The organism is Candidatus Poriferisodalis sp., assembly GCF_965219595.1.
Taxonomy (GTDB): Bacteria; Actinomycetota; Acidimicrobiia; order Acidimicrobiales; family Poriferisodalaceae; genus Poriferisodalis.
This window is the reverse complement of the sequence record NZ_OZ244781.1, coordinates 2807691-2824373: the sequence shown is the minus strand read 5'-3', so window position 1 is coordinate 2824373 and position 16683 is coordinate 2807691. Positions and strand designations below refer to the sequence as shown.

The 16683-nt window shown below is 67.4% G+C and carries 15 protein-coding genes and 1 tRNA gene; 10 read left to right on the top strand and 6 right to left on the bottom strand.

What is annotated here, in order from left to right:
• Nucleotides 1–99 precede the first annotated feature (99 nt).
• Nucleotides 100–759, bottom strand: a complete 660-nt coding sequence (locus tag ACOQPE_RS12530) for a helix-hairpin-helix domain-containing protein (protein ID WP_420609236.1) — start codon at nt 757–759, stop codon at nt 100–102.
• 10 nt (nt 760–769) lie between these two features.
• Nucleotides 770–1927, bottom strand: a complete 1158-nt coding sequence (locus ACOQPE_RS12525; RefSeq protein WP_420609235.1) for an MFS transporter — start codon at nt 1925–1927, stop codon at nt 770–772.
• A gap of 91 nt (nt 1928–2018) precedes the next feature.
• On the opposite strand from ACOQPE_RS12525, the gene ACOQPE_RS12520 reads away from it, so the two are divergent.
• Together ACOQPE_RS12520 and ACOQPE_RS12515 are read left to right on the top strand one after the other, a co-directional pair.
• Nucleotides 2019–3065 carry a phosphotransferase family protein gene (locus ACOQPE_RS12520; protein ID WP_420609234.1) on the top strand — a complete coding sequence of 349 codons (1047 nt, stop codon included), beginning with the start codon at nt 2019–2021 and terminating at the stop codon, nt 3063–3065.
• Between the two features lie 17 nt (nt 3066–3082).
• On the top strand, nt 3083–4096 hold the full coding sequence (locus ACOQPE_RS12515; RefSeq protein ID WP_420609233.1) for an LLM class F420-dependent oxidoreductase: 1014 nt from the start codon (nt 3083–3085) through the stop codon (nt 4094–4096).
• Nucleotides 4097–4167: 71 nt separating this feature from the next.
• Here the strand turns inward: ACOQPE_RS12515 and ACOQPE_RS12510 are convergent, their stop codons facing one another.
• On the bottom strand, nt 4168–4554 hold the full coding sequence (locus ACOQPE_RS12510) for a pyridoxamine 5'-phosphate oxidase family protein (protein ID WP_420609232.1): 387 nt from the start codon (nt 4552–4554) through the stop codon (nt 4168–4170).
• A 100-nt stretch (nt 4555–4654) separates the two neighbouring features.
• Here ACOQPE_RS12510 and ACOQPE_RS12505 point away from each other — a divergent pair.
• Nucleotides 4655–4727: transfer RNA gene (locus tag ACOQPE_RS12505), tRNA-Ala, on the top strand.
• Here the strand turns inward: ACOQPE_RS12505 and ACOQPE_RS12500 are convergent.
• Nucleotides 4709–5536: a PP2C family protein-serine/threonine phosphatase gene (locus tag ACOQPE_RS12500; protein ID WP_420609231.1), complete on the bottom strand. Its 828-nt coding sequence runs from the start codon at nt 5534–5536 to the stop codon at nt 4709–4711. The two genes, ACOQPE_RS12505 and ACOQPE_RS12500, sit on opposite strands and share 19 nt — an antisense overlap.
• Nucleotides 5537–5647: 111 nt before the next feature.
• Here ACOQPE_RS12500 and ACOQPE_RS12495 point away from each other — a divergent pair, with 111 nt between their 5' ends.
• Both ACOQPE_RS12495 and ACOQPE_RS12490 read left to right on the top strand, forming a co-directional pair.
• Nucleotides 5648–6409: an enoyl-CoA hydratase/isomerase family protein gene (locus ACOQPE_RS12495; RefSeq protein WP_420609230.1), complete on the top strand. Its 762-nt coding sequence runs from the start codon at nt 5648–5650 to the stop codon at nt 6407–6409.
• Complete coding sequence (locus ACOQPE_RS12490; RefSeq protein ID WP_420609229.1) at nt 6406–7629, top strand: CaiB/BaiF CoA transferase family protein; 1224 nt, start codon at nt 6406–6408, stop codon at nt 7627–7629. Before ACOQPE_RS12495 ends, ACOQPE_RS12490 begins: the two co-directional genes overlap by 4 nt.
• Nucleotides 7630–7665: 36 nt before the next feature.
• Here ACOQPE_RS12490 and ACOQPE_RS12485 read toward each other — a convergent pair whose 3' ends face one another.
• Nucleotides 7666–8139, bottom strand: coding sequence for a nuclear transport factor 2 family protein (locus tag ACOQPE_RS12485; RefSeq protein WP_420609228.1), 474 nt, complete (start codon nt 8137–8139; stop codon nt 7666–7668).
• Between the two features lie 9 nt (nt 8140–8148).
• On the bottom strand, nt 8149–9354 hold the full coding sequence (locus ACOQPE_RS12480) for an acyl-CoA dehydrogenase family protein (RefSeq protein ID WP_420609227.1): 1206 nt from the start codon (nt 9352–9354) through the stop codon (nt 8149–8151).
• A gap of 46 nt (nt 9355–9400) precedes the next feature.
• On the opposite strand from ACOQPE_RS12480, the gene ACOQPE_RS12475 reads away from it, so the two are divergent.
• The 5 genes from ACOQPE_RS12475 (at nt 9401) to ACOQPE_RS12455 (ending at nt 16640) form a co-directional block, all read left to right on the top strand.
• Nucleotides 9401–10852 (top strand): flavin-containing monooxygenase, encoded by a 1452-nt coding sequence (locus ACOQPE_RS12475; RefSeq protein ID WP_420609226.1) that lies wholly within the window; start codon nt 9401–9403, stop codon nt 10850–10852.
• A gap of 145 nt (nt 10853–10997) precedes the next feature.
• Nucleotides 10998–11639 (top strand): hypothetical protein, encoded by a 642-nt coding sequence (locus ACOQPE_RS12470; protein WP_420609225.1) that lies wholly within the window; start codon nt 10998–11000, stop codon nt 11637–11639.
• Between the two features lie 63 nt (nt 11640–11702).
• Complete coding sequence (locus tag ACOQPE_RS12465; protein WP_420609224.1) at nt 11703–12317, top strand: RES family NAD+ phosphorylase; 615 nt, start codon at nt 11703–11705, stop codon at nt 12315–12317.
• A 160-nt stretch (nt 12318–12477) separates the two neighbouring features.
• On the top strand, nt 12478–14244 hold the full coding sequence (locus ACOQPE_RS12460) for a cation:proton antiporter (protein WP_420609223.1): 1767 nt from the start codon (nt 12478–12480) through the stop codon (nt 14242–14244).
• Complete coding sequence (locus tag ACOQPE_RS12455) at nt 14241–16640, top strand: CoA transferase (protein WP_420609222.1); 2400 nt, start codon at nt 14241–14243, stop codon at nt 16638–16640. Before ACOQPE_RS12460 ends, ACOQPE_RS12455 begins: the two co-directional genes overlap by 4 nt.
• Nucleotides 16641–16683: the final 43 nt, after the last annotated feature.

Here is a 16683-nt window from a genome sequence, read left to right as displayed (position 1 = left end):
AGACCCCCAAACCGCCGAGGCGCCGCCCGTGGCGGGCCCGATCGGAACGGCGGAGCGGACAGGACCGGCCGGTACGACGGCATCGGCGACAAGGACGGTTCAGACGGTTGCATGGGGCCGCAGCCGCAACAGCTTGGAGGGCCCGATCCCGGGTACCTGCTCAAGCGCATCCAGCGTCGCGAACGGCCCGTGCTCGGCCCTGTAGGCGATGATTGCCGTCGCCAGGGATGGGCCGATGCCCGGCAGCTCGTCGAGCTGCGATGCCGTGGCGGTGTTGACGTCGATCGGTCCGGCGAGATCTGAACCCGGCTCCTCGCCGGCAGGCAGCTCGCCCTCCACCGGCACATAGATCTGCTGCCCGTCGCTCAGCCGCTCTGCCAAGTTGACCGCTGCGTCATCGGCGTCGGCTTCGAGCCCACCGGCTGTGTCGACCAAGTCACCTACTCGCGACCCGGCAGGGACGTCGTAGAGCCCTGGCTGGCGCACCGCGCCGGCGAGGTGCACCTTCAGCAGCGACGGCTGCGTCGTCGCTACCGGGAGCGGTGCTTCGGCCGCTGCGAGGGGCAGCTCGATGGGCTCGGGCGAACCGTGCCGCACCCCGGCCAGAAATCCTGCAGCAACCATCGCGCCGACAGCACCGAGCAGCATCAAAGCCGGCACCATGCCGATCCGCCGAGCGAAACCGGCTGCCTCAGCCGCCACAGAACGCCAGTCGGTGGAGCGCCCATGTGCTGAGGGCCCTGGGCCCGGCGCCCGCATGAACGCGACCCTAGTGAGGCTGTGTGATGACCTTTGGTGGGATTTTCACTGCTTTCAGTCTCAGCATCGCGATCACCGCGAGGAACAGACACGCCACCGCCCAGCCGCCGAACAGCCAACGCGGCCCGAACTGGCCGTACAGCGGCGGGCCGCCGAATGCGGCGCCAGCCGCGACGAGCAGGCCGACAGCCTCCAGCACCCCGGTCCCCATGGCCGCTTGCTCGGCACCCGTGGCCTCGAGCACGAGCACTTGGGCACCCATCACGCCATACGACTCGGTGACTGCTTCGGCGAGGCCGACGGCGATGAAGCTCGCCAGTCCCCCGATCCAGCCATACAGCAGCACAGCCGGGACAAAGAGCAGCAGTGCGGGGACACCGATGCGACCTCCGCCGAGGCGTTCAGCCAGGGCGCCGGTGTACGGCGGCAACGCCATCAGCGGGATGCCGATGATGAGCAGCCCCACAGCCAGCTCTGCCGACGACAATCCCACGTCGGTGAGGTAGCGGTCGACGGTCGCGTCGAAGATGCCGATCAGGCCCCACACGCCGACGTGTACGCAGATGGCCGCCTGGACCCGCGGGCGGCGGAGCAGGCGCGCGAGATGCGAGTAGTCCACCGCGGCCGCGGCGATCGGCGACTTCGAGATCAGCACTGCCGCGACCGGTCCGAGCGCCAGCATCAGCGTGCCGGTGAGAAGGAACGGGGCCTCGAACGAAACGCTGCTGAGCGCCGCCCCGATCGCTGGACCGCTGATGAATCCCGCCACAGCGCACGACAGCAGGCCTCCCACCTTGGCGCCGCTGCCGCTGATGTCGCGCCCGATCAGCGCCTTGCGCGCAACCAGACCGAACAGTCCGAAGGAGAGGCCGGCCAAGGCCCGGCTCGTCACCAGCGACCATGTGTCCTCCGCGAACACGAATCCAAAAGCGCCGAACACTGCTGCAGCCACCGAGATCCATGCCACGAGACGGTGGTGGCCCCGGTCGACCAACGGAGAGAGCAGCAGCTGCGCTGCCAAGCCGGCAACGAAGCCAGCGGCGGCCACCATGCCCAGCTCCAGGTGGGAGAGGCCGTATCGATCCTGCAGGTCCGCCAGGTAGGCGAAGATGACGCCCATCGATGCCGTGACGAGGAACTGCGTGGTGTAGATCGTCACGAACAGCACCGGCGAAGCGTATTGGCGCTGGCGGTGGGCACTACGGCATCGCCGCGGCCATGATGGAGCGCTGTGAGGTCGACGCGACGAGGGAACGACGGTGTCTGACGCAGTCTCCGATGCGAGCAGTCCGGTCGCCGGCATCAATCCTCAGCCGGTCACGGCCTGGATGGCCGAACGGGTCGAGCTCAGCCCGCCACTGCAGTTCGAGATCATCGCCGGCGGCCACTCCAACCTCACCTACCGCGTCAGCGACGCCACGGGCTGCCGGTGGGTGCTGCGCCGTCCGCCGCTGGCGCACCTGCTGGCCGGGGCGCACGACATGGTGCGCGAGCATCGCCTGCTGTCATCGCTGGAGCCCACCGAGGTCCCTACACCGCCGGTCGTGGGCCTGTGCACTGACGCCGAGGTGAACGGCGCCGACTTCTATGTGACCGACTTTGTCGACGGCACCGTGCTGCGCTCGCTCGACGACGCCGAGACGCTCACCCCTGAGGCCCGCGGGGCGCTGAGCCTGCGGATGGTGGAGGTGCTCGCCGCCATCCACGGCACCGACTTGGAGGCCACGGGGCTCGCCACGCTCGGTCGGCCGGAGGACTACGTGGCTCGCCAGCTCCACGTCTGGCGGCGCCAGTTCAACGCCATGACGTCGCGGGACCTGCCGATCATCGAACGCGTCCACGATGTGCTGGTGGCCTCGATCCCGCCGCAGACCGAGGCCACCCTGGTCCACGGCGACTACCGCCTCGACAACTGCCTTTCCACAACCGACGGAGACTTGGCGGCCGTGCTGGACTGGGAGATCTCCACGCTGGGCGACCCGGTCGCCGAGCTGGGATTCCTGCTGGGCTACTGGGTCGAGGCCGACGACGGCTTCAACCCGCTCGGGCACGACGCCACCGCGGCCGAGGGCTTCTGGACCCGCGACCAGCTCGCACACGCCTATGCCGAGCTGACCGGCCGCGACATCAGCAGCATCGAATGGCACTTCGCCTTTGCGAGCTGGCGCCTGGCCTGCATTCTCGAAGGCGTGCATGCGCGTTACGTGGGCGGCGCAATACCAGAGATACCTCCTGAGGTCCACGAGTTCCCGCAGAGCATCGTGTCGCTGGCCGAGCGTGCCGAGTCGGTGCTGGCAAACCTCTAGCTACTACTCTCCCGGCCATGAAGGTAGATGGCGGCCTCGGAGTCACAAGCGGATTCGACAACCTGATGGAGTCGAGTCGAGAACAAGAAGCATTGGGTTACGACGGTTTGTGGGTGCCAGAGACCAGCCACGATCCGTTCACGATGCTCCCGCTCATCGCGCACGCGACCGAGACAGTGGACCTCGGCACGAACATCGCGGTGGGCTTTGCCCGCAACCCGATGACGCTGGCCTACAGCGCCAACGACATCCAGACGCTGTCGGAAGGGCGATTCATCCTGGGGTTGGGCAGCCAGATCCGCCCGCACATCACCCGGCGGTTCTCGATGGAATGGTCCAAGCCGGCGGCCCGCATGCGCGAGATGATCATGGCGATCAAGGCCATCTGGGACTGCTGGAACAACGGCGAGAAGCTGAATTTCCGCGGTGACTTCTACGAGCACACGCTGATGACGCCGTTCTTCGATCCCGGGCCGAATCCCTACGGCACGCCGCGGCTGGCGCTGGCGGGCGTGGGCCCGCTGATGACGGCGGTAGCGGGCGAGACCTGCGACATCTTCCTGTGCCACGGTTTCACCACCGAGAAGTACCTGCGTGAAGAGACCATCCCGGCGCTCGAGCGGGGTGCTGCCCGGGCCGGCCGTGATCCCAGCGAGATCACCATCTCGGGGCCGTCGTTCATCGTGACCGGCAACACCGAAGAGGACATGGAGAAGGCGCGCCAGGCCACCAAGCAGCAGGTGGCGTTCTACGGCTCCACGCCTGCCTACCGGCCGGTCTTGGACTGCCATGGCTGGGGCGACATGCAGACCGAGCTGAACGCCATGTCCAAGGAAGGCCGCTGGGTCGAGATGGCCAACCTGGTCGACGACGACATCCTCGATGCGTTCGCCGTAGTGGCCGAGCCCGAGCAGGTGGCCACCGAGCTGAAGCGCCGATTCGACGACGTCGTCGACCGAGTCAGCTTCTACGCCCCCTACAAGGGCGACCGCTCCCGCTGGGAGACAATCTTCAACGACCTGAAGAGCTAGCCCCAGCCGGCTCGAAGCGTCGTTGAAGCATCAGGCGCAGCAACGGACCTGGAGAGCTAGCGCCCGCTGGCTCAGGCGCTGAGCGGGGCGCAGTCTGAGCTGCAGTTGGGATTGGTCGCCGGGGTTGCCGGCGTTGCAGGCCGGTGCAGGACGCCACTGGTCGGCCGCAGTTCCAACTCGGGCCCGTCGGCACTGTCGACCGTGCGGGCCACGGCGTCGACGATCATCGAGTAGCCGCCCGGCTCGTACGGCGGCCACAGCACTGAGATCGTCGGCCGCTGCGCCACGTTGGCCGCAGCCGAACGGCTGGCGCCGCACCGCAGCACCTCGCCGTCGAGCCGCATCGCCAAGTGGGCGATGTGCGGCGTGGCATCGTCGCGCACCGTCAGCACATACGCAGCGTCGCCGAATTGCTCCATCTGCTTGCCGATGTCGCCGGGCTCCACGGGAATGCTCATGTGCCCGACGATATGCCCGCAGCGCACCGCTTGCGCGCCCGATCGCCCTCTCGATCCACTCTCAGTTCTGAGCAGCGCGCTGGTATCGTCGTGGAGCCTCGGGGCTATAGCTCAGTTGGTAGAGCGCTTCCATGGCATGGAAGAGGTCAGGGGTTCAATTCCCCTTAGCTCCACTCCCAGTTCCGGCGATGCGGGCCACTGCGATGGTGGTGTTGTCGATCAGGCCGGCGAATTGGGCGGTGTCCATCAACGTGTCGGCCACGGCGTCGGCGGAGCCCCGCTGGTCGGGCGGCAATGCGAAGCCGAGGCTGAGGTCGTCGGGATCATCGCCGAACCAGCCCCTGTCGTGAGCCATCAGTACCGGATCGAACAACCCGTCGCTCGCCAGCACAACCAGCAGCCCCTGATCCTCAATCCAGCCCTCGACACGCCCAGTCGGGACATCATCGCTCAGATTCTCGAGATGGCCAGGTGGCAGCTCGTAGCCGTCGCCATGACCCGCACGAAACATGCCGACGCCACGGCTCACGAATCCCATGGGACCGCCGTGCGGGGTACTGTGCCACCCCGGCCCGCCAGCGACCGGCACCAAGAACGCCATCGAGTCGCCCACCCACGACACCAACAATCCGCTTTGGGGAGTCCACGCAGCAACTACCAACGTCGTCAACGCGATTACTGACGACAGACCGTCGTCGGGGCTTCTCATCTCCGGATGCAGCGCCCACGTCGCCGCGTTGGCCGCATCGAACACCGCCGCCATCTCGGCGGGGCTGCCGATCCGTTCCGGCAGCGCATCCACTGCCGCCTGCGCTGCCTCGTCCCCGAACGGATGGCCGCCCAGCCCGTCGGCCACCGCCAACATCCAAGAACCGTCGCTGTTCACGGCTGCACGAACGCGATCCTCCTGCCGATCCCGAGGACCGACTTCGCACCGTGTCGCGATGTCAGTCGAGACGCGGGCTTGGGAGCTCTTGGGCATGGCTGTGTTCCGATCAGGATCGCCTCAACGACCGTACTGAGATGTTGCGGCCCCAGCAGCATGGTTTTCGAAGTTCTGCGGGGACAGCCGAGCGTCGGGCAAACTTGGCTCATGTCCGACCATGTCCGGCTCGAGATAGACGGCGCCGTCGCCGTGGTCACGATGGCCAAGCCACCGCACAACCTGCTCAACGGCGCCTTCATCGACCAGCTGATCGGGGCCTTCGAAAGCGCAGCAGACGCCGGTGGCCGCGCGATCCTGCTCCGCAGCGAGATGAAACACTTCTCGGCCGGCGCCGACGTCGACGGGTTCGGATCGGAAGAAGGCCGCGCCCAGGACGCGGCCGCCGTCCTCGAACGACTCGAAGGCGTGCCGCTGCCCACCATCGCCGCCGTCCACGGCCTCGCGCTCGGCGGCGGATTCGAGGTCGCCCTGGCCTGCGACTTCATCATCTGCGGGGCGTCGGCCCGGCTCGGACTCGTGGAAGCCACCCTGGGCCTGATGCCGTTGCTCGGCGGAGTGCAACGCGTCGTGGATCGAGCCGGCGCGAGCCGCGGCAAAGAGATCGCAATGTTCGCTCGCCGCCACGATCCTGTGCTGCTCGAGAAGTGGGGCATCGTGAACGTCGTGGTGGAAGACGACGAACTGGAGAATGCGTCACTGTCGTGGGCCCGCCAGTTGGCGACGGGCCCGAACGTCTCCTACGCCGCCATCAAACGCCTGGCTGCTATCACCACCAGCGAGGGTGTGCGAGCCGCCGATGTGGTCCAGGACGAGGCCGCGAAGCCCGTGTGGGCCTCAGAAGACCTCCAGACCGGCATGACCGCCTTCGCCGAGACCGGTCCCGGCACCGCGATCTTCCAGGGCCGATGACCACCCCGCTGGACGGCGTCAAGATCGTCGACTTCACCCGGGTGCTCGCCGGCCCCCATTGCACCAAGCAACTGCGCGACCTGGGCGCATCGGTGGTCAAGATCGAGCCCCCCGCACCGGACACGGGCCGAAGCGGCCAGCCCCACGTCGGACCGATGTCGCTCTACTTCGCCCAGCAGAACAGCGGCAAGCGCGCCATCAGCCTCGACCTCAACTTCGTCGAAGCCCAGGACATCGTGCGCCAGCTCGTGGCCGAGGCCGACATCGTGGTGGAGAACTTCCGGCCCGGCACGCTCGACGGCTTTGGCCTCGGATACCAGGATCTTCTCGCCGTCAACCCGACGCTGATCATGGTGTCGATCAGCGGATACGGCCAGACCGGTCCGTGGCGCAACCGGCCGGCGTTCGCCCCGACGGTGCAGGCCGAGTCGGGGTTCACAGAGATCATCTCGCGCCACTACGGCGACACGCTGACCTCGGTCGAGAACGACGCGTACAACCACGCCGACGTCTACACCGGCCTCCAGGGCGTGATCGCCACGCTGGCCGCGCTGGCGCACCGCGACCGCACCGGCGAAGGGCAACACGTCGACGTGGCCATGGTGCACTCGATGCTCGCTGTCAACGACCGCGTGAGCTACGAGTTGTCGGACATCGACGTCGAAGGCGAACCGCTGGCCCTCAGCGCGCCTGAATCGCCGGTGTTCGAGCTCCCCGACGGCCAGCTCATCACCATTGCGGCCAGCCCCGTCGCCACGTTCGTGTTCCAGCGCTATTGCGCCATGATGCGCCGCAACGACCTGCTGCTCGACATCCGGTTCATCACCCCCGAATTCCGGCGCCAGAACTGGGCCGAGCTGCATGCCGAGATCCGCGATTGGGTGCTGACGTTCCGCACCATCGAAGAGCTCGAGGCCCAGGTCAGTGAGGCTGGGCTAGCGGTGGGCACCATCCGCACGGTGTCGGAGATCGCCGAGTCCGCGTGGGCCACCGAGCGTGGAGCCATCCGCGAGGTCGACGACCGTGCCGGGGGCACCGCTCGCGTCCCATCGCCGCCCTGGAAGTTCAGCGCGGGCGAGCTACCCCCCGCAGGCTTGGCGCCGTTCCAGGGCGAGCACAACCGCGAGGTCCTGGCGGAGCTGGGACTGTCCGACGAACAGATCGACAAGTTGCACGACACCGGCGTGATGATCGACGGCGTGCCGTCGGGCGTCAGCTGACCGGCGAGGCGGCGGCCCCCAACGGCGTGGCGAACCTCAGCGACGAGGCGGCAACACGTGGCGCGCCATGTAGTCGACCTCGCGGGGCCACGCTTCCTGACCCATCGTGAGCACCTGGCGCTTGCAGATCCGCCAACCCGCGCCGGTGCGCACGAACGAGTCGACGTAGCGGCCGAAGACCCACGCGTTGTCGATGTCCTCGTGGAACTCGTGCCACGCGTCGAGATAGGTCACCGTCTCGGCCGAGTCGTCGCCGTTGAAGCTGACCTCGATGTTGCTCACGTAGTGCGCAGACCGCTTGTAGATCTTGTCGGTCCCCGCCCGGAAGAACTTGTACGCGTACGCCTTGTCGTTGAACGTCCCGAGATCGCCGCCGTAGTCGTACTCGCAGTCATCGGTGAACAGCTCGACCACGTCATCGGGACGGTTGTCATCGATGGCGCGGCAGTACGAGTGCAGGACGTCGCGGATGTCCTGGAGGTCCGACAGTTGTTGTGCGGTGTAGGGCATTGGCTTCTCCTACTGGTCGGGGAGTTCGCTGAACGCCAGACCCCGGGTTGGATCAGGCTCTTTGGGAAGACCGAGTTCTCGCTCGCCGATGAGGTTGCGCTGGATCTCGTCGGTACCGCCGGCAATGGCCATGCCCTGGGCGAACAGTGCCGTCTTCAGGAAGTGGCCGCCGTCGGGCTGATCGTCGCGGCCGAGCTGTGCGGGCATGCCCTTACCGGAGAAGCCCAGATCGCGCAGGGTGCGGCACAACAGCGAGTTGGCGAGCTTGCCGAGCGACGGATTCACCTGTCGAGCGCCGTTCCAGTCCAGGACGGCTCGTTCGATGTGTGCGTTGGCCAACGCCTGACGCAGCAGCGGATCGGTTCGATCTTCGTCGTCGAGCAACGATCGGACGACCCGGTCTTTCATGGCGCCTGTGGTGTAGCTGAAACCCGAGATGCCGGTGCTGGTGGCCTGCTCATGCTGGACCACCCCGACAGGCGCCGAGAGGTCGACGTTGTTGACGACGTCGCCGCCACCGTCGTGGCCCACGGCATCGAGCTCGCGCTCGACGGCCAGCATCGTCATGGCCGCCCGCCAGCCGTTGTTCAGCCCGCCGATCGCATCGTCGTGACGCACGCGGGCGTTGTCCATGAAGACCTCGTTGAACTCGCAGTCACCGGTCATGTCCCGCAAGGGGCGAACCTCGACGCCGGGCTGGCCCATGTCGATGCAGAAGAACGAGATGCCTTGGTGCTTGGTCACATCGGGGTCAGTGCGCGCCATCACGACGGCCCGATCGGCCGTGTGAGCGGCAGTGGTCCAGACCTTCTGGCCGTTGATGATCCACTCGTCGCCATCTCGCTCGGCGGTGGTCCGCAGCCCTGCCAGGTCCGATCCGGCGCCGGGCTCGGAGAAGAGCTGACACCAGAGCTCTTCACCTGTGGCGATCTTGGGCAGGTAGCGATCGAGGAGCAGGTCGGGACCGTGTTCAAACAGTGTGGGCGCCACCAGCGTCACCGACACCCCGTTCGGAGGCCCGAACGCCCCGACGTCATCTCGGGCGCGATCGGCTTCGGTGGCTTCGACGTGGCTGAGGCCGCGACCGAACCGATCGGCCGGCCAGAACGGATAGCCCCATCCCGACTCGGAGATGAGCCGCCACCAGTCCCCCACGGGCATCTCGGCATCCCAGTGAGCCGAGTACCACTCGTGCGCTTCGTCGTAGACCGTCATGTTCGAGCCTGCCCGTCCCCGCGGCCTCCGCTGAGACACTAGTGCCATGGCGTTGGTCGGGATCTTGGGCGCGGGCCTCAGCGGCGTGGTGATGGGCATCCAGCTCAAGCGTCTGGGCATCGACGACTTCGTCGTCTACGAGAAGCAGTCCGATGTCGGCGGGACGTGGCTGCGCAACACCTACCCCGGACTGCACTGCGACATCCCGTCGCACATCTACTGCTACAGCTTCGAGCCCAATCCCGACTTCTCGATGGTGTTCTCCGGCCAACCCGAGATCCAGGCCTACATCAGGTCGTGCGCCGAGAAGTACGGCATCGCCGACCACATCCGGCTCAACACCACCGTCGAACGGGCATCGTGGCAGCCTGACGACGCCTGCTGGGAACTCGAGTTGGCAGAGGGCGAACGGCTCCGTCACCGCTTCGTCGTCTCAGCCACTGGTGGCCTCACCGAACCCCACTACCCCACCCTCGACGGCTTCGACTCCTTCGAAGGCCTGGTGTGGCACGCCGGGTCGTGGCGCCACGACGTCGAGCTCGCCGGGCGTCGGGTCGCGGTGGTGGGCAGCGCAGCGGCCGCGGTCCAGGTGGCTCCCGAGGTGGCGAAGGACGCGGCCGAGGTCTTCGTGTACTCGCGCACGCCCAACTGGGTTCGCCCTCGCCGCAACCGCTTCTACACCGATGAGGAGAAGGCGGAGCTGGCCACCGACGAGGGTTGGCACCGTGCTCGGCGCCAGCAGTACCGCGACACCATGCTGTGGCAACGGGCGTTCGAGAAGAAGACCGACGCCATCGAGGAGCTGCGCGCTGAGGTCATGGACCAGATGCACGCTGCGATCTCCGATCCGGACACGATCGCCGCACTGACACCCTCGTTCGACCCGGGGTGCAAACGCATCCTGGTCTCCGACGACTACTACCCCGCCCTGGCGCTGGATCACGTGACGCTCGTCCCGCACGGCGTCACCGCGCTGACCCCGAACGGCGTGGTCAGCGCCGACGGCACCGAGGTCGATGTCGACGTCGTCATCTTCTGCACCGGGTACAAGCTGGGTGGCCGGGCCGATGGCGGGCCTGCGCTGGAGATCTACGGGCGCGACGGCCTCGACCTGCGCACAGCCTTCGCTCGGGCGCCCGAAGCATTCCGGGGCGTCGCCATCCCGGGTTTCCCGAATTGGTTCACCGTCGCTGGTGTCAACGGATCCCCAGGCCATGCTCCGGTGTTCATGACGGCCGAGGTCGCCACCAACTACATCGGCCGCTGGATCCAACACCTGCTCGCCCGCGGCGCGAGCGCCATCGAGGCTCGCCGAGACGCCACCCACGAATGGGCCGAAGCCACCCAGGCGGAGCTGCAGGAGATGAGCTGGGCGGGCGACTGCCCCGGCTGGTACCGCGACCGCAACGGTCGCATCCTGCCGTTCTTCCCCGGCAGCTGGACCCGCTTCCGTCGCGAGATGCGCGACCTGCACCTCGATGCGTTCGAGGTTCGCTGACGCCGAACCGCTAGCAAGACACGGAACCCGAGCCAGAAGTCAACTCTGGCCAGCGGCACTGGTTTTGGGCCATAGGTAAACGTGCCTATTGGTTCTGACGTTCCTGACGGCGATATACTTACGTCACAACCGTCAGGAAAAGGCTATGGCAGCTGAGCGATTGAACGATGAGGCGTACCGTCAGCTCGTCGACCTGCTCGCGCTCGGGCTGACTGAAGCGGATGATTCCCTCTGGCTCGACATTGCTGCTCAGATTGCCGCCCGGCATTCCGAGCTCGAGCACGAAGAACGCCGGGTGCGGTCATTGCTGACGCTGCTGGCATCCGGACGCGAACTCACCGGGCAGATCGGCGGCAGTCCGCGGGAGGTGTTCGATGCCGCTGCATACCGGGAGCTCATCCAGGCACGGCTGCGAGGCGATGCGATGGAGGCCATCTGGCAGGTGCCGATGCTCGAGCCCAATGGCGCCGCAGTCGCGTTGGGGGCGAAGCCAGCCAATCGCGAGATAGTCCGCCAGCGGCGCATGCGCTCCTGGCTGTTGGGCCTGCCAAGAGGCCGCGGCTACTTGTACCCGGTCTTTCAGTTCGATCACCTGCGCGAGGACATCTTCCCCGAGGTCCGCGCCGTGAACGAACTGCTCGGCGCCTCTGACGATCCCTGGGGTGTCGCATCGTGGTGGGTCTCGACCAACGCCCGTGTCGCTGCCGTCCCGATGGAACTCGTCGGTACTGACAGAGCAGATGACTTGCCGGTACTCGCACGAGCGGTCGCAGAGCCGGTCGGCTAACAGCACTTGCCTCCCCGCCAACAGCCGCCGCCGAACTACACGGGCGCTCCTCGCCGCCACGTTGTGCGACAGGGAGGGCAGCTCGTACGTATCCACCGCACGCGTTTCGAGGCCACGGCGTTCAATCCGACCGTGGCGGCTCACTCACTAGAAGGCGGCCGCTTCGACTCGACACCAAGCGATCCGTACGCGTACCTGTATGCCGGCGACGACGCCGAGACAGCGATCAGCGAGAAGCTGCTGCGCGACCTGCCGGCGGTCAGTCACGGCGCCCGCATCCTCCCCGAAGCGGCGATCAAGGATCTGAGAATCGCAGAGATCGAGGTGACCCGTGACCTAGAACTCGTGACGCTCCGGTCTGGCACAGACCTGGGAGCCATCGGTCAAGACACCTGGCTGACCTCGACACCCGCCTCGGAGTATTCGTTGACTCGGCACTGGGCCTCCGCCATCCGAGACTGGGCGCCCTGGGCATGCGGATTGACCTGGCAGTCGCACCGAGAACCCGCCGGGTTCTCATACGTCTTCTTCGACGACCGCTGTGGTCCGGACTGCTTCGCCGAGGTCGTCGGCGATTTGCCGCTCCCACCCCATGATCGAGTCCTCGATTCCGGCAGCGCACGGCTCTACCTCGAGATGATCCTGACGTCGTACAACGTCGTGCTCACCCACCGGTAGGACCGCCGCATCGCCCGGTCTTGTCGCCGATTTCCGCCAGGAACACGATGCCGAACGCGATGCCGCCGTCAACCACTGGGCCAACGTACTTGTGCCCCGGTTCGCTCGATGCAGACCTGCAGGTCCCGTGAGGCGTCCGCACCAATAGTCTCGGACCCAAGTGCTGTTGGCTGCGTCGGCACCGCCGTTGTTCACCGAGCTGGCGATCCTGCTGGTTGCGGGGACGCTGATCGCCTTCGTGTCGACGCGTCTGGGTGTGGTGCCGATCGTCGGCTTCCTCGCAGCCGGCACGATCATCGGGCCCAGCGGCACCGGCCTCATCAGCGACATCGATCTGGTCAACCAATCGGCCGACATCGGTGTGATGCTGCTGCTGTTCACCCTCGGCATCGAGTTCAGCCTTGAACGGGTCCGGCGGCTCGCGTCGCTGTTCCTGGTGGGCGGGGCTGTACAGGTGGGCCTCACCACCGGCATCGTTGCCGGGGTCGTGGCCGCCTTCGGCGTGGACTGGCGAACGGCAGTGTTCACCGGATTGCTCGTGTCGCTCAGCAGCACGGCCATCGTGCTGAAGGTGCTCGCTGAACGGCGAGCCACCACGTCGCCGGTGGGCAACGTGTCGGTGGCATTGCTCATCTTCCAGGACTTGGCGATTGTGGCCATGGTGCTGGCGGTGCCGTTGCTCGGCGGCGAGATCACCGGCCCGTCCGACGTGCTGATCGCCTTCGCCAAGGCCGCCGGCATCGTGGTGGCGGTGATCGTGGTTGCCCGCACGCTGGTGCCCGCCGTGCTGAAGTACGTCTCGCGGATCCAGTCGGCCGAAGTCTTCCTGCTGACCGTGCTGGCCATCTGCTTCGGCACGGCGTACGCCACCAGCCTGCTCGATGTCTCGATCTCGCTGGGAGCGTTCCTCGCAGGGCTGATGGTCAGCGAGAGCCGGGTGGCTGCGCGGGCACTCGGCGAAGTGATGCCGCTGCAGATCCTGTTCTCGGCGACGTTCTTCGTGTCCATCGGCATGCTGCTCGACGTCGGCTACCTGGTGCGCAATCTGCCGCTCGTGATCGGCCTGGCCGCAGCCGTGGTCGTGGTGAAGATGCTCGCGACCACCACGGCAGCGCTGCTGGTGCGCCAGCGGCGAGCGGTGGCGATCTCAGGGGCGATCGTGCTGGCACAGATCGGCGAGTTCTCCTTCGTGCTCGAACGAGCCGGCCAAGACGTCGGGCTCGTTCCGGCGGGACTGGCCGACGGCACCGACGCATTCATCGCCGTCACCGTGCTGCTGATGGCATTCAGCCCCTTCGGTGCCCGCTGGGGCCAGTCGCTCGCAGCACGATCCGACGCCGACCTCAGCGGCGGCCCGCGCGGTCGGCCGCACGACAGCGACGCCGTCAGGCCGTCCGATCAGCACGACCCCGGCGACTATGAACCCCTGCAGGACCATGCCGTCGTCAACGGCTTCGGCCCCCGGGCACAGCGCATCGTCTCGGCGCTCGAGCTGGCGCACATCCCCTACACCATCGTGTCGCTCGACCCCGAGGCCCAGCGGTGGGCCGCATCCACAGGACGGCAGGTGCTCGTCGGCGACGTGTCGCGCCACGTGATCGCCGAACGCGCGGGCCTGCGTGACGCCCGCATCGCGCTGGCGGTCGACAGCCCGCCCTCAGCGGTCGAACAGTTCGCCCGCATCGCCCGCGAACACAACCCCGATATCGCGGTGCTCGCCTGGGCCGCCGATCCCGCCGACGCAGCCGACCTCGAGCGCGACGGCCTCGTCGATCACGTCGTTGCCGAGCGCCAAGCCGCCCACGACGCGCTCATCGCCCATGCGCTCGGCCACTTCGAGCTGCCCGAACCCGACACCGAAGCCGTCACCCACGCAGTGCTCCACACCGAACTCGGCCCCGACGCAGCAAGCAACGACGACGTATGACGCTGCTGTCGCCGTACCGGGTGCTCGACCTGACTGACGACCGTGGGCACCTGGCCGGGTTCATACTGGCGAGGCTCGGCGCCGAGGTGATTGCCGTCGAGCCGCCGGGAGGCTCCCCCGTTCGGCGGCTGGCGCCGTTCGATGCGATCGGCACCTCGCTCACCCATGCTTCCTACGCACGCGGCAAGAAGTCCGTCGAGGTCGACATCACCACTGCCAGCGGTGCCGATGCGCTGCGGCAGCTCGCGGCTGGTGCCGATGTGCTCATCGAATCTGCCCCGCCGGGCCACATGACCTCGCTCGGCCTCGGGCCCGAAACGCTCGCCGAGATCAACCCGGCACTCGTCGTCGCCTCGATCTCGCCGTTCGGCCAGACCGGTCCCAAGGCCGGTTGGGCGGCAACCGATCTCACCGTGTGGGCATCGGGCGGCCCCATGCACATGTGCGGCGATGAGGACCGGGCGCCGCTGGGCGTCGGCGTGCCGCAGGCATTCCTGCACGCAGCAGGCCAAGCCGCCGCAGCAACGGTGCTCGCTCTCGTCGAACGCAACCAGTCCGGGCTCGGCCAGCACATCGACGTGTCGGCTCAGGCCGTGGCGATGAACTCGACCATGTCGTCGGTGCTGTGCTCGCTGGTCAACGCCCCGTTGACGCTGCGGGGCGGTGGCGGCATCCGCAGCGGACCCATCCGGCTGCGGGTGGTGTACCCGGCCAAGGACGGGTACGTCTCGTTCACGCACGTCTTCGGAGCGGCGATCGGGCCGGCAACGGGCCGGATGATGGCGCTGGTGCACGAAGCGGGCTTCTGCGATGAGGCCACAGCCAACAAGGACTGGGTGCAATACGGGATGGCGCTCGGCGACGGCAGCGAGACACTCGACGAGTTCGAGCGGGTCAAGGACTGCGTGGTTGCGTTCACGGCGTCACGCACCAAGGACGAGCTGTTCGCCCTCGCCCTCGAGCGTCGCCTGCTGCTTGCACCGGTGGCGACCACGGCCGATCTCGTCGCCTCCGAGCAGCTCGCTTCACGTGACTACTGGGACGTCGTCGACGGCGAGCGCTACCCGGGGCACTGGATGAAGCCCGAGCCCAGCAACGGCTCAGCCCATCGGGTGCCGGCCGCTGGAGAGCACACCGCCGAGATCCTGGCCCGCACGCGCCAGCCCGCAGTGTCCACCTCACCAGAGCCGTCGGCGCCCGAGCGCCCGCTCGAAGGGCTCAAGGTGCTCGACTTCATGTGGGCGGTAGCCGGTCCCACCGTTTCCCGCCTGCTGGCCGATGCAGGCGCGACGGTGATCCGGGTGGAGTCGTCGGTCAAGCTCGACGCCGTCCGCACATTCCTTCCCTTCATCGACAACGACCCCGGTCCCGAGAACGGCGCCACGTTCAACAACATGAACGCCGGCAAGCTCGGCATCACGCTCAATCCGGCCACTGACGCAGGCCGCGAGGTCGCGCACGATCTCGTGCGCTGGGCCGATGTGGTGTGCGAGTCGTACACCCCGCGCATCATGCGCTCGTGGGGCCTCGACTACGAGAGCGTCCGCGAGATCAACCCCTCGGTGGTGATGCTGTCGAGCTGCCTGTACGGCCAGTCCGGCCCGCTCGCCAACTTCGGCGGGTACGGCAACCTGTCGGGCGCCATGGTCGGCTTCTACAACATCACCGGCTGGCCCGACCGTGCCCCGGTCGGTCCCTACGGCGCCATCACCGACTACACCTCGCCCCATCCGGCCACAGCCAGCCTGCTCGCCGCAATCGACCACCGGGGCCGCACTGGTGAGGGCCGCTACCTCGACTTCTCCCAGGCTGAGGCGTCGGTCCACTTCATCGCCCCGGCAGTGCTGGAGTACCTGCGCAACGGCACTGTCGTGGGAGGGCGCGGCAACCAGAGCGAGCACTACTGCCCACACGGCGTCTTCCCGGCCGCCGGCGATGATCGCTGGGTGGCCGTCGTAGCCCAGGACGACAGCGCATGGACTGAGCTGGCCGGGCTGATCGGGCGCCCCGACCTTGCAGCACTGCCGCTCGCCGATCGCCTCGCCCGCCGGGAAGAGCTCGAAGCTGCAGTGTCGGCATGGACCAGCCAGCTTGACGAAGCCGATGTCGAGGCGCAGTGCCAAGCGGCAGGCATCGCCGCCCACCGGGTGCAGAACAGTCCCGAGCTGGCGGTCGACCCGCAGCTTGCGCACCGGGGCCACTGGGTCGAAGTCCCCCACTCCACCCACGGCACCACGATCATCGAAGCACCCCGGTTCACCATGTCGCGCAGCCGTGTGTGGCCCGAACGAGCTGCACCCGCACTCGGCGAGCACCTGTACGAGGTGCTCACCCAGCACCTGAGCTACGACGCCGACAAGGTCGCCGAACTCGCCGCAGCAGAGGCCTTCGACTAGCGCCGCCGGTGCTGACGGGCCCGCCACCCGTGGCTAACGTGCC

Coding starts and splice junctions, on each gene's coding strand:
- ACOQPE_RS12500 (WP_420609231.1), bottom strand. CDS start 5,536: ATGCCCAAGAGCTCCCAAGCCCGCGTCTCGACTGACATCGCGACACGG.
- ACOQPE_RS12470 (WP_420609225.1), top strand. CDS start 10,998: ATGGCAGCTGAGCGATTGAACGATGAGGCGTACCGTCAGCTCGTCGAC.
- ACOQPE_RS12455 (WP_420609222.1), top strand. CDS start 14,241: ATGACGCTGCTGTCGCCGTACCGGGTGCTCGACCTGACTGACGACCGT.
- ACOQPE_RS12510 (WP_420609232.1), bottom strand. CDS start 4,554: ATGAGCATTCCCGTGGAGCCCGGCGACATCGGCAAGCAGATGGAGCAA.
- ACOQPE_RS12530 (WP_420609236.1), bottom strand. CDS start 759: ATGCGGGCGCCGGGCCCAGGGCCCTCAGCACATGGGCGCTCCACCGAC.
- ACOQPE_RS12515 (WP_420609233.1), top strand. CDS start 3,083: ATGAAGGTAGATGGCGGCCTCGGAGTCACAAGCGGATTCGACAACCTG.
- ACOQPE_RS12475 (WP_420609226.1), top strand. CDS start 9,401: ATGGCGTTGGTCGGGATCTTGGGCGCGGGCCTCAGCGGCGTGGTGATG.
- ACOQPE_RS12495 (WP_420609230.1), top strand. CDS start 5,648: ATGTCCGACCATGTCCGGCTCGAGATAGACGGCGCCGTCGCCGTGGTC.
- ACOQPE_RS12490 (WP_420609229.1), top strand. CDS start 6,406: ATGACCACCCCGCTGGACGGCGTCAAGATCGTCGACTTCACCCGGGTG.
- ACOQPE_RS12485 (WP_420609228.1), bottom strand. CDS start 8,139: ATGCCCTACACCGCACAACAACTGTCGGACCTCCAGGACATCCGCGAC.
- ACOQPE_RS12480 (WP_420609227.1), bottom strand. CDS start 9,354: ATGACGGTCTACGACGAAGCGCACGAGTGGTACTCGGCTCACTGGGAT.